The organism is Kineococcus rubinsiae, from assembly GCF_011839805.1.
Classification (GTDB): Bacteria; Actinomycetota; Actinomycetes; order Actinomycetales; family Kineococcaceae; genus Kineococcus; species Kineococcus rubinsiae.
Genome location: NZ_VWPY01000001.1, coordinates 263,374 through 275,509 on the forward strand (window position 1 = coordinate 263,374; position 12,136 = coordinate 275,509).

Here is a 12,136-nt window from a genome sequence, read left to right on the forward strand (position 1 = left end):
TCCGAGTCCTCGCCGAGCGTCCGCGTCGCCGTTCGATGGCTGAATCCGCGATCAGTCCGTCGATGTAGGGGTGGAAGCAGCCGGGTGGGCACGGGTGTCTCGCGCCTGCGGTGGCAGTACGTCCTCCAGAGCGGTCATGAGGTCGGCCGACAGCGGTTCTCCCCTGCTGACACTGCTGGTAATCGCGTCGGCGACGTCGATGAGCTTGCGGTTGGTGTTCATCGACACCTTCTTCAGCACTGCGACCGCAAGCTCCTCACCACACGGCATGAGCATCATGATCATGCCGACGGCGTGCTCGATGCGGGGGCGGCTGCTGAGCGCGGTCTGTAGCTGCTCCACCGTGGCTTCCAGCTGCGTGATGCGTGCCAGGTCTTCCAGCCTGGCCGAGGCGCGCTCGTGCGTCGAAGGCGCTGCCGGGGCCGGGGCAGGCGTGGTCGCGTCAGCACGCGAAGCGTCGGCCCGGCGTGGGGTTAGCCGTCGTGGGACCGGCCGTTCTACCGTCCGGTCCCGCTCGGTGGCGCTTTCGGGGGCGTTGCCGTCGCCGGATGACGGCTGCCCCTGCAGAGTGGCGAGGTCGACGTCTCCGGTGGCGATGTTGTGAGCGAAGGCGTCGAGGGTCTGCCCCCGCGAGACGGCACTGGCGCGCAGCAGGGCCAGCGCGTCTTCGTGCTGGAGACCTAGGGCGAGGTTGGCCATGCCGGCCGCGACCCAGACGTCGCGGCGCTGGTTAACCGCTGAGGTGTCCAGCCAGCCATCCGGTACGTCCTGAACCTCGCTGCCCGAGACCGACAAGGCCGTATCCGGGCGCAGCTTGTCGAGGAAGGCGTCGGCGACCGCTTGGGCGATGAGTTGGGCGGCGATGATGTCCTCACCTTTCAGCGACCGGGGATGCACCAGGTAGAGGTCCAGCACCCCGAAGCGGGTGTGGCCGGCGCGCAAGGGCACGCTGATGCCGCCGGTGAACGGGGTGGCTTCGCCGTGCAGGGCCGCGAGCACCGGCCAGCGCTCCCGCATCGAGGTCTCACTGATGGTGATGGGGCGGCCGGTGGTCATCGCTTCGAAGCACGGACCTTCCCCGGCGGTGAACTGCAGACGCTCCGCGGTCGCTGAGTGTGCGTCGCTGGCACCGAGGGGGAGGCGGAGTCCGGTGGCGGTCTGCAGCAGCAGCGCGGCCCCGTCGACCCCGAGGACCCGCTTCGCCACCTGGCACAGCAGCGAGGGGAGCTCGCTGTCGTCCTCACCATCGGTGACTTCCGCAAGCGAGCGTTCGAAGCGGGCGACCAGCGCCGGAACGTGGTGTAGGCCCGCGTGGCGGGACGCATCAGAGGAAGGGGCAGCGGCTGACGACACGACCATCGCTCCAAGATCGGGGTGCCGACAGGGACCGCACCCCGGTCATGGAGTGCTTGCTTGCTCCTTGAAGCATACGCACCAGGCTTGTCGTCGCCCCTTCATGAGCTGCCGCGAGCTCGGTGCCTTCTTCGCCGGTGCAGCCTTAGGGCAAGCGTGGATCCTCACCGCGCACGGCGTCCGCGACCAACTCGGCGGCGACATCGCGCAGCTTGCGGTTGGCGCGCTGGGACCGCTTGGTCAGCAGCAGGAACGCTTCGTCGGCCTCACAGCCCACGAGTCTCATGACGATGCCCTTGGCCTGGTCGATGACGGCACGGCCCGCCAGGGCCGTGTGCAGGTGGGTGGCACGTCGCTCTCGGCTGGCCAGCAGGGCGGCGTTGGCCAAGGTGGCGGCGGCGTAGGTGACGAACGTCGAAGCGGCAGCCTCGGTCTGGGGACTGAAGGGCTGCGTGCCGCGCAGGCGGTAGAGGGTCAGCCCGCCGTGGATCTGCGCCGAGGCGGGAAGGCCGATGGCCAGGACACTGGTGACACCTTGGCGACCAGCGATAGCCGCGAAGTCCGGGTACTCGCCCGAGGAGGTGGTGTCGTCGACGCGGATGACGCTTCGGGCACGGGCTGCATCCAGGCCGGGACCGAAACCGCTGTCGTACTGGCGCTCGTCGAGGGTGGCCGCCAGGGATCCGCTGAAGGCTGCGGTCTGGGTGCGGTCGTCATCGATGAGCACGATGGAGACCTCGTCGACGTCGCGGATGCTCGTGGCGGCAAGGAGGCAGATGTCGTGCACGAGTTCGGCGAGCGGCTTCGCGCCCAGCATCAAGGCCACCAGGTGATGTAGTGCCCCCATGGTGTCGAGGGGGACCGGAGGCTGCACCGCACGAGACTCATCAGCCATGAGCGTTCCTCCGTCCGCCAAGATCTGACCGGTAGCTAGGCGAGATTTCGGATCAGTACATGCTCGCCGTACCACCGGCGGTCACGGGCGGTCACTGCTGGCTGTAGGTCTCACCGGTTCGCATGGCTGAGGCGAAGAAGCTGACCCAGGCCGCGATAAGCAGTCGTCACAGTATGTACGCACCGTGAGCCAGTTCATGAGCGTCGGCTGGCGTTGAGAGCGCCGGCCCCGAGGCAAAGACTCCCCGCACGGAGCGTTCCCGCTCGCGCGGGAGCGACCGCAACCGACCCCGCCGCGCCGACCGGGCCTCAGCGGCGCAGGGTGGTGGCCGGGCTGACCTCGTACTCGGTCTGGTAGGCGGCGGCGAAGCGCCCGGGATGGGCGAAGCCCCACCGGGCGGCGATGGCGGCCACGGTGTCCCCGGCGGTGGGGTCGCCCGCGCGCAGGTCGGCGTGGGCGCGCTCCAGGCGGACGCGGCGCAGGTGGGTCATGGGGGTCGCGCCCAGCTGCGTGGTGAAAGCCTGCTGCAGGGCGCGGACCCCGATCCCGGCGGCCCCGGCCAGGTCGCCCACGGTGAGGGGCTCGGCGGCGTGGGCGTGCAGGTGGGCCAGGGCGCGGCGCAGGGTGGCCGGCCCGACGTCGCCCGGGCCGGCGAGGTAGTCGGTGGTCATGGTGGTGTTGGGGAAGGTCACCAGCGCGGCCTGGGCGAGAGTGCGGACGAGCTGCGCGCGCACGAGCGGGCTGTTCAGCGGGGAGTCGGGTGCGGTGGCCTGCTGGTAGGCGAAGCGGACCAGCCCGGCCCAGTACTGCTGGCCGGCGGCGTCGACGGGGGCGGTGTCCAGGAAGCGGACCGCGGCCGCGGTCGTGTCGGTTGCGCCGGCGCGGCCGGACTCCGCGGCGGCCTCGTCGATGGTGGTGAGCGGGAGCTGCTGCAGGACGAACGCGGACTCCGGGCCGTAGCCGGCGCGCAGCTCCTGGTTGGTGTTCCAGCGCCACACCTCGCCGCTGCCCATGGTGGTCTCCGGCTCGGCACCGGAGGCCACGGACAGGGAACCGGCCTGGACGACGACGGTGGTGAAGGTGTCCACCGGGGCGACCTCCGCCCGGCCCTCGAAGCCGTAGCGCACCGTGCTTATGGACAGCGGACCAGCGCTGGCGTGGGCCAGGCGGAACTCGTAGTCCTCGCCGGGACGGCCCAGCTCGACGCGGGCGTCGGCGTACAGGCGCTGGATGATCGCGGTGGCGACGGCGACGTCGTGGGTGACGATCGCCGAGCGCTGCACCGTGTCGCCGAGCGTGCTGCTGTTGGTACTCACGCGGGTCCCCTGATCCCGTCGGGTCGGGGACCGGCTGTTGGAGTCCCGCCCGGCGGGAGGGTAGTCCAAATGCGAAGTCCTCAGCCAGATTGCGCAGCCCAAGCCAGGTTGCAGCCCATCGAGCGGAGCTTGACCGCTCAATAGAGGTATCGCCTTCACTGACCGAGCGTCAGTGGCAGCGTGAGGCTCGGGGGCTGTAACAGCCTGGTCCCCGAGCCGCCTCACGGGCGCGCTTGACGCGGCGGCCGTCTTGGGTCGGCAAGATCGTCGGTCGCTCGAGCCGCGCGACCGCAGACGTCCTCGGTGGGTTCCTGACCCTTTTCAAGCGTCACCGTCAGTGCCTACTGATGTCGAGGCAAACCGCAGATGTAGGAAGTCGCTTTGCCTCGGGTGTCAGTCGTCGTCGGCGATGAAGCCGATCAGTCGTGCTGGGAGCGTCGTACCGGCGGAGAGCACCTGAGCTCGGCTCGCCCGCCGGGCGTAGGTGGCATCCGGCATCAGCACCCGGAAGCGGGTCTCCTAGCGCCGCCCGGTCCGCAGCGACTCCTCCAGTGCGGCTTCGACGTGCGGGCGGTCATCGGGGTGCAGCACCTGCGACACGGCGGCGGCGGCGACCGCGGTCACCGCTGTAGCGGGCGCCGGGTGCTGCTCGTGCAGCTGCGGGAGTAAGACGCCACGCCCGGAATGGTGTCCGATCCCGAGCAGCCGCGCGCAGAAGGCATCGAAGCTGACGACACCGTTAGCAGCGTCCAGCTCCCACAAGCCGCACCGCTCATCGGGCAGAACGGCTAGGCCCGGACTCGTCTGCGATGAGGTGAGCTCCCCGCTGACGAGACCAGCCTCGGTGAGTCGCTGCCGCAGTCGCGGGGGGAGCTTGGCCAGTGCCCGAGAGCGCGGTCCGGTCGCCAGGAGTGCTTCGGCCAGCTGGCGGTAGGTCAGGCCGTCGCCGTGCACCACGACCTCCCCCGCGTGGCCGAGCTCGTCATCGCCGGCCAGCGCGTCCATCAGCGTGGCCAGCCGAGGGTCGGTGCCCGGTGGGGGGCGGTCACCCCACAGCTCGGTCAACAGGGCCGCGGCCTGCTCTGCGCGCGTACGCAGCTGGTGCTCATGATCCAGCCACGTGTCCATCGCATCCTCGCAAGGTCTAGGCCGGTCGTTCGACCCGTGCTCGGGCTCGGACCGGCCCTACGTCCCCCTTACCAACAAGCTCTTCCCGGTAAACGACCCGCCGACCTTGCGAGCCCCGCTACCCGTCAGGTCCCCCGGTGACGGAGAGCTCGAACTTCGAGGTGTCAGCCACCGCCCGCAGCGCAGGGCCAGGCAGTCCCCTGACGCCCGAAGATAAAGGACGTTATCTGCGGGTTGGGGAGGGAGTGACGTCGACGGTCAGAGCTACTGGGCTATCGACGCGGGCGCGGCGTCCGACAAGCGCATGAGAGCTCGGTAGACCTGTCCGCGCGAAGGTGGGGCCGGTAGCGGGTGAGCGGCATCGGCCGCGAAGGCCTGCAGCAGGTAGCCCACGACACGGCGCCACGCCTCGGGGGCAGCCGAGCGAGTGGCGTTGATGACCCCGGCGTTGGCCATGAGGATCAACGGGACGTCTTGGTGCACGAAGTCCGCCCGCAATCGACCGCTCGCCTTGGCCCGGTCGATCACTTCGGTCAGGGCGTGGGCGGAGCGGTCGCGCTCGGCCTCCAGCGCCTTGGCGTTGGGGAAGGTCATCGTCAGGACGTCCGCGAAGCCACGGTCGCCGGCCTGCATCTGGCAGACCCGCTCGATGAAGCCGCAGAAGCCCGCCCATGGGTCAGGGTTGGCCAGCGCCTGCTCGGTGGCAGCGCTGTAGTCGGCCATCTTGTCGGCGAAGACGGCCCCGACCAGGTCATCGCGGGTCGGGAAGCGACGGAACAGCGTGGCCACCCCCACACCGGAGCGGCGGGCGACCTCGTTGGTCGAAGCCTCCAAGCCCTGCTCGGCGAAGACCTCCCGAGCAGCATCCAGGATCCGCTCCCGGTTGCGCTCGGCATCAGCACGCAGCCCACGCCCACCCGCCAAACCGGAGGCGACGGGAGCGGGAGAGGCGCAGGGTTCCTTCTTCACCACCCCAGACTACCGCAAGAGTGGAATACCCACTCCACATGCCGTGTTAGTCTCGAAGCAAGCGGAACGGCTACTCCACTCATCGAGTTGGGTCGACCCGCCCCATCGCCTTCTCAAGGAGCACTCATGCGCGCGTTCGTCCTGACCGAGTTCGGAGCCACCCCCCAGGTCGTCGACATCGACGTCCCCGAGCCCGCTGCGGGTGAGGTGCGTGTCCGCGTGCACGCCGCCTCAGTCAACGGCTTCGACCTCTCCGTGGCCAAGGGTCGCCTGGAGGGGATGATGGAGCACCGTTTCCCCGTCGTGTTGGGCAAGGACTTCGCCGGTGTCGTCGACGCTCTGGGCGAAGGGGTGGCGGACTACGCGGTCGGTGACCGTGTCTTCGGTGTCGTGACCAAGGCCCACCTCGGTGACGGTTCCTTCGCCGAGTACGTCACCGTCTCTACCGCCGTGGGCCTGGCCAAGCTGCCTGAGGGTGTCGACTTCACCACTGGCGCCGCTCTCGGTCTAGCCGGTGCCGCCGCGGTGTCCTCCGTCGACGCGGCCGAGCTGCAGTCCGGGGAGAAGGTCCTTGTCGTCGGGGCCACCGGCGGGGTCGGCAACCAGGCCGTGCAGTGGGCCACCGCCGCCGGCGCCCACGTCACTGGCACCGCCGCCACGTCGCAGGAGAAGGACCTGGTCGCCACCCTCGGTGCGCAGGCCACTGTCGATCACACCGGTGACCTCATCGCCCAGGTCCGTGAGCTGCACCCCGAAGGTGTCGACGTCGTCTTCCACTTCGCCGGTGACGCCCAGGCACTGCTGTCAGTGCTGCGCCCGGGCGGGCGTCTGGTCTCCACCATCGTCCAGCCTGCGCAGCTGCCGACGGAGGACGCCACCGTCATCGGCATCTACACCAACCCCGACGCCGACACGCTGGGCCGCATCGCCGCCGGGGCCGCTGGGGGCACGACGCAGCTGACCATCCAGCACACCCTGCCGCTGGAGCAGACCCAGCAGGCCTTCGACACCTTCGCCGGCGGCACCCTCGGCAAGGTCGTCGTCACCACCGCCTGACTGGCACCGCTGACGCCCCCCACCCCGCACCGCACCGCACCGCACCCACGACCACCTGATGAAAGGACGCCCCGTGCGCGTCACCGTCTTCGGCGCCACCGGCGCCATCGGCTCCCTCATCGTCACCGAACTCCTCGCCCGCGGGCACACCGTCACCGCCTACGCCCGCAACCCCGCCAAGGTCTCCGCCGCCTGGCTGCAAAAAGTGGAGCTGGTCATCGGTGAGATGGACGACGCCGCGGCTATCGACTCCGCCGTCTCCAACGCCGACGCCGTCATCAGCGCGCTGGGCCCGAGCATGGACCGCAAGGCCATCGGTCTGCCCCTGGTCACCGGCACCGAACTCGTCCTGGCCTCGATGAAGGCCCACGGGGTACGCCGCTACATCGGCCACGGCACCCCCAGCGTGCTGGACCCGCGGGAGAAGCCCACCGCCCAGACCCGCCTGGTCGGGTTCATGGGCCGCCGCGGCCTGCCCCGTGCCTACGCCGAACTGCAGGGCATGAGCAAGGCCATCATGACCGCCGGCGTGGATTGGACGATCGTTCGCTTCACCGCCCCCAACAACAAGGCCAAGAAGAGCAGCGTCCGCGCCGGGTTCTACGGCCGCGACCGCATCGGCTTCCCCATCACCCGCGCCGACATCGCCGCGTTCACCGCCGCCCAGGTCGACGAGGGCACCTACGTCAACGCCGCGCCGGCCATCAGCAACTGACCCACCCGGCCATCCCTGGCCACACCACCACCCTCGCTTTGAAGGAGCACCACCATGTCCATCGTCATCACCGCCACCTCCGGCAAGCTCGGCCGCGCCATCGTGCAGGACCTGCTGGCCCGCGGGGTCACCCCCACCGACATCGTCGCCACCGCCCGCAACCTCGAGACCATCACCACCGGTGAGAACAACCTCGCCGCCACCGGCGTGCGCACCGCCGCCCTGGACTACGACGACACCGCCACGGTCGAGGCCGCGGTGAACGCCGGCGACACCCTGGTCCTCATCTCCGGCAGCGACCAGGTCCACCGCGACCGTCAGCACGCCGACGTCATCGCCGCCGCGACCCGTGTCGGCGTCGGGCACCTGATCTACACCAGCGGTCTGCAGGCCTCCACCAGCGCCAGCCCCATCGCGGCCAGCCACGCCGTCACCGAGGACGCCGTCAAGGCCAGCGGCCTCCCCTTCACCATCACCCGCAACGGCTGGTACACCGAGAACTACGCCATGCCCCTGACCGGCGCGAAGGACTCCGGCGTCCTGCTGGCCAGCGTCGGCGATGGCCGCGTCGCCTCGGCGACCCGCGCCGACATGGCCGCCGGTGTCGGCGCCGTCATCACCGCCGGCTCCGACGAGCACCTGGGCAAGACCTACGAGTTCTCCGGCGACCAGGCGTGGGACTACAACGACCTCGCTGCCGCCTTCAGTGAGGTCCTGGGCCGCGAGGTCACCTACCAGGCCGTCACGCCGCAGCAGCAGAGCGAGATCCTCACCGGCGCCGGGGTTCCCGAGCAGTTCGTGGGCATGATGGTCGGAGCCGACGCCGGCATCCGCGACGGCGCGTTCGCCTTCACCAACGGCGACCTCTCCCGCCTGATCGGACGCCCCACCACCTCCCTGGTCGAGGGCCTGCGCCCGCTGACCTGAGCACCAGCAACACCGCCGCACTCACCGCCCACGCGGTCCTCACACCAGGCCGCGCCTGATGACGCGGCTACTCCCCCACACCCGCACGCGGAGTAGCCGCGTCATCTCCGAAAGAAGCCCATGTTCATCGCCACCATCATCGTCTCGGCCCTCATGGCCCTGGTCCTCATCTCCTCCGCCGCAGGCAAGCTCCAAGGCAAAGACGCCATCGTGCAGCAGATGGGCAACGTCGGAGTCACCGGCAAGATGATTCCCGCCCTTGGTGTCATCGAGATCGCCGGCGCCATCGGCCTGATCGCCGGGCTGTTCTGGGCGCCCATCGGCATCGCCGCGGCCATCGGGGTGATCCTCTACTTCGTCGGAGCCGTCATCGCCCACGTTCGCGCCCACGACAGCGCCATCGCCCCGCCCGCGGTCCTGGCCCTGGTCGCCGTGGCCGCCCTGGTCCTGCGCGTGCTCAGCGCCTGACCTGCCGCACCCGCCATACCTCACCTCGCGCGACCCACGGCCGCGTCCCACCCGCGCGCACGGCCGTGACCTGCGCACTCCACGAGGACCTGACATGACCTTCGAACTCGGCGTCTACTCCTTCGCCAACACCCCCCGCACCAGCACCAACGGCCAGAGCCCGACCGCCCAGGCCATCCGGAACCTGCTCGAAGCTGTCCATGTGGCCGAGGAGGTCGGGCTGGACTTCTTCGGCTTCGGTGAGCACCACACGCCCTCCATGCCGCTGTCCTCCCCCACCTCCCTGGTCACGGCTGCCGCCGCATCGACCTCGCGGATCAAGTTGGGCACCGCCGTGTCGGTGCTCTCCACCGACGAACCGCTGCGGGTGTTCCAGCAGCTGGCCACCGCTGCTGCCATCGCCCCCGGACGCGTCGAGGCAGTCGCCGGGCGCGGGTCCTCCGACATCACCTTCGGGCTCTTCGACCTCGACCCGAACGACTACGACATGCTCTTCGCCTCCAAGCTCGACCTGCTGCTGGCCGCCAACGCCGGCGAACGCGTCACCTTCAACGGCCCGCATCGCCGCCGCCCCCTCAAAGACGCCCTCGTCGTGCCCCGCCCCGACGAAGCCCTGCGCATCTGGCTGGGCTCCGGTGGCAGCCCGCAGTCGGTCATGCGCGCCGTCGAGCTCGGTGTGCCGCTGTTCCTGGGCATCCTGGGCGGCAACCCCGCGCACTGGGCCCAGTACGGCCACGCCTACCGCACCGCCTGGGCCGAGGTCGGCCACCCCGCCGAGGCTGCTGACATCGCCGTCGCCGTGCACGGCTTCGTCGGCGCCGACGACCGAAGCGCCAAGGAGACCTACCTCAAGTACGAGGTCGAGATGTTCGCCACCGGCTCCGCCGAGGTCGGACGCCCCGCTCCCCCGGCTGCGGCCCGTGCCGCTGCCTACGGAGCTGATGGCATGGTCTTCGTCGGCGGACCCAACGAGGTCGCCGACCGCATCCTGGGCCTGCACGAGGTCCTGGGCCACTCCCGCCAGATCCTGCAGATGGACGTGGGCGGCATGCCCCACGACGTCTCCCTCAAGAGCATCGAACGCCTCGGCAACGACGTCCTGCCCCAGATCCGCAAAGAGCTGTCCTGACCTGACCCGGCCACCTCGCCGCACGATCGGCGGTCTCTAGACCCACCGCCCGCTGCATCGAACCGTCAGCCCTTCCTGAGGAGAGTCCCTGTGCCTGCAGTCCTGATCCCCGGCGCCACCACCGTTCCCTCCCTCAAGGCCCACCTGGCCGTCCCCCCGGTCGGGGACGGTCCGTGGCCGGCGGTCGTGGTCCTGCACGAAGCCTTTGGGCTGACCGACGACACCCGCCAGCAAGCCGACCGCCTCGCCGCTGCCGGCTACCTCGCGGTGGCCCCTGACTTGTTCAGCGCCGGTGGGATTCGCTGTCTGCGCGCCACCTTCTCAGCCATGGCGTCCGGCCACGGGCCGGCCTTCGGTGACATCGAAGCTGCCCGACTCTTCGCCGCCGGGCACCCGCAGTCCACCGGTGTCGTCGGTGTCTTGGGCTTCTGCATGGGCGGTGGCTTTGCCCTCATGGCTGCTACTCGCGGCTTCGACGCTGCAGCCCCCAACTACGGTCTGCTGCCCAAGAACGCCGAGGAGATCCTGCGCGGGGCGTGCCCCATCGTGGGCAGCTACGGCGGGCGTGACCGCGGCCTGCGCGGGGCCGCGCAGCGCCTGGAGACCATCCTCACCGACGCCGACATCGACCACGACGTGCGCGAGTACCCCGACGCTGGGCACTCCTTCCTCAACCGCCACAACTCCGGTCCGTTGGCGGTGCTGGAGAAGGTCGGTGGCTTCAGCTACCACCAGCCCTCCGCCGAGGACGCCTGGGGACGCATCCTGCGCTTCTTCCACACCCACCTCCAAGACCCCGCGGCCACGGCCGCCACTCCTGGGTCTTGAACCGAGGACTTGGACCGGCCATGGCCGGCTCCAAGTCCTTGTCCTCCCCGTCGACAAGACTGCAGCCATGACCGATCTCGTGGTGCAGGCCTCACCCATCACCACCGCTGCGCCCCCTGCGCGGCCCGCTCCGCTAGACCGCCTACCCGGCTCCTCGAGCGATGACCCCTTCCACCGCATCGCTGCGGCCTGGCTGCTTAGCTACGGCGGCAACACCCAGATCGCCTACCGCCGCGACCTCGCGGCCTGGGCGACCTGGTGCGAGCACAGGGGCGTGCACCCCCTCGCTGCTGAGCGCTTCCACGTCGATGCCTGGGTGCGCCACCTGACCACCGAGCCTCAGGCCCGCACGGGCCGACCCGCGTCGGCGGCCACGATCGCGCGACGCCTGTCGGCGCTGTCGCGCTTCTATGACTACGGCCTACACGACGCCGAGGTGCTGACCCACTCCCCCGTCGCCTCAGTGCGTCGTCCGAAGGTGAGCGACGAGAGCCAAGCAGTTGGCCTCACCTCTGATGAGCTGCGCCGGTTGCTCGCCGCTGCGGGGACCCACTCCCCCCGTTCTGCTGCGCTGGTCTCGCTCCTGACCTTCTGCGGGCTGCGGATCTCCGAGGCCCTCGGCGCGGACGTGCGTGACTACGGCCACGACCAGGGCCACCGGGTCCTTAAGATCATCTGCAAGGGTGGCAAGGCTGCGCGTGTGCCGCTTCCTCCCCCGGCTGTCCGCGTGCTTTACGACTACCTCGGAGATCGCACGAGTGGCCGCTCTTCCTCGCCAGCGACACCACCAGCCGCTACCCGTACAAGAGCGCGTATGAGCAGCTGGGGCGGCTCTGCCGGGCTGCTGGCCTGCCCGCTGGGGTCACGCCTCACAGCCTGCGCCACTCCTACGCGACCGAGAGCCTGCGCCTCGGCGCACCCTTGCAGGATGTCCAAGACGCCATGGGCCACGCCGACCCACGCACGACGCGGCGCTACGACCGCAGCCGCCACAACCTCGACCGCTCCCCCAACTACCTTCTCGCCACTGCCCTCACCAGCACCGACGGCTAGCCAGCACCGCAGAGGAGGAGCCCCGGCCACGGTTTCTGAGACGGCGTGTCGAACCTTGAAGCCCGCTTCCCCCGTCGCGTCTCACAACCGGTCGGCTGTGGGACGCGGGATGCCGTTGTGGAGAACCTCCAAAGGGCGACGTGGACATCAGCGCCCAGATCCGAGCACGGTTGACCGGTGTCCCGAGCCCCTGTCCCGAGCCCCGGATGATCCTTCGCTCATGTCGACAAGCGGGCGATCGAAGGCCATCAGGCGGGGCGTTCAGTGGTCGCGCCTGCTGCGATGGTCGACAGCATCAC

Annotated in this window: 12 protein-coding genes and 1 pseudogene; 8 read left to right on the plus strand and 5 right to left on the minus strand. The window is 70.0% G+C overall.

Going from position 1 to position 12,136, the window contains the following annotated elements; genetic code table 11:
* Positions 1-51: 51 nt before the first annotated feature.
* The 5 genes from F1544_RS01270 to F1544_RS01290 form a co-directional block, all read right to left on the minus strand.
* Complete coding sequence (locus F1544_RS01270) at positions 52-1,353, minus strand: ANTAR domain-containing protein (protein ID WP_167581100.1); 1,302 nt, start codon at positions 1,351-1,353, stop codon at positions 52-54.
* A gap of 145 nt (positions 1,354-1,498) precedes the next feature.
* Positions 1,499-2,248: a GAF and ANTAR domain-containing protein gene (locus tag F1544_RS01275; protein WP_167581102.1), complete on the minus strand. Its 750-nt coding sequence runs from the start codon at positions 2,246-2,248 to the stop codon at positions 1,499-1,501.
* 308 nt (positions 2,249-2,556) lie between these two features.
* Positions 2,557-3,564: an AraC family transcriptional regulator gene (locus F1544_RS01280; protein WP_167581103.1), complete on the minus strand. Its 1,008-nt coding sequence runs from the start codon at positions 3,562-3,564 to the stop codon at positions 2,557-2,559.
* Positions 3,565-4,083: 519 nt separating this feature from the next.
* The gene (locus tag F1544_RS01285) at positions 4,084-4,692 is read right to left on the minus strand and encodes a hypothetical protein (protein ID WP_167581105.1); all 609 of its coding nucleotides are present in this window, start codon (positions 4,690-4,692) and stop codon (positions 4,084-4,086) included.
* A gap of 264 nt (positions 4,693-4,956) precedes the next feature.
* Positions 4,957-5,661, minus strand: a complete 705-nt coding sequence (locus F1544_RS01290) for a TetR/AcrR family transcriptional regulator (protein WP_208971042.1) — start codon at positions 5,659-5,661, stop codon at positions 4,957-4,959.
* 126 nt (positions 5,662-5,787) lie between these two features.
* Here F1544_RS01290 and F1544_RS01295 point away from each other — a divergent pair, with 126 nt between their 5' ends.
* The 8 genes and pseudogenes from F1544_RS01295 to F1544_RS26770 all read left to right on the plus strand — a co-directional run bounded on the left by F1544_RS01295 (position 5,788) and on the right by F1544_RS26770 (position 11,837).
* The gene (locus F1544_RS01295) at positions 5,788-6,717 is read left to right on the plus strand and encodes an NADP-dependent oxidoreductase (RefSeq protein ID WP_167581107.1); all 930 of its coding nucleotides are present in this window, start codon (positions 5,788-5,790) and stop codon (positions 6,715-6,717) included.
* A gap of 73 nt (positions 6,718-6,790) precedes the next feature.
* Positions 6,791-7,432 (plus strand): NAD(P)-dependent oxidoreductase, encoded by a 642-nt coding sequence (locus F1544_RS01300; RefSeq protein WP_167581109.1) that lies wholly within the window; start codon positions 6,791-6,793, stop codon positions 7,430-7,432.
* A 54-nt stretch (positions 7,433-7,486) separates the two neighbouring features.
* A complete protein-coding gene (locus F1544_RS01305; protein ID WP_167581111.1) occupies positions 7,487-8,359 on the plus strand; it encodes an SDR family oxidoreductase in 873 nt (290 codons plus the stop codon).
* 120 nt (positions 8,360-8,479) lie between these two features.
* The gene (locus F1544_RS01310; RefSeq protein WP_167581113.1) at positions 8,480-8,827 is read left to right on the plus strand and encodes a DoxX family protein; all 348 of its coding nucleotides are present in this window, start codon (positions 8,480-8,482) and stop codon (positions 8,825-8,827) included.
* A 94-nt stretch (positions 8,828-8,921) separates the two neighbouring features.
* Positions 8,922-9,956, plus strand: a complete 1,035-nt coding sequence (locus F1544_RS01315) for an LLM class flavin-dependent oxidoreductase (RefSeq protein ID WP_167581115.1) — start codon at positions 8,922-8,924, stop codon at positions 9,954-9,956.
* Between the two features lie 102 nt (positions 9,957-10,058).
* Complete coding sequence (locus F1544_RS01320; RefSeq protein ID WP_373368045.1) at positions 10,059-10,784, plus strand: dienelactone hydrolase family protein; 726 nt, start codon at positions 10,059-10,061, stop codon at positions 10,782-10,784.
* 67 nt (positions 10,785-10,851) lie between these two features.
* Positions 10,852-11,532, plus strand: a pseudogene (locus F1544_RS26765) (tyrosine-type recombinase/integrase); the annotation flags it as partial.
* A complete protein-coding gene (locus F1544_RS26770; RefSeq protein ID WP_373368046.1) occupies positions 11,460-11,837 on the plus strand; it encodes a tyrosine-type recombinase/integrase in 378 nt (125 codons plus the stop codon). The pseudogene F1544_RS26765 and the gene F1544_RS26770, both read left to right, overlap by 73 nt.
* The last annotated feature ends 299 nt before the right edge of the window (positions 11,838-12,136 follow it).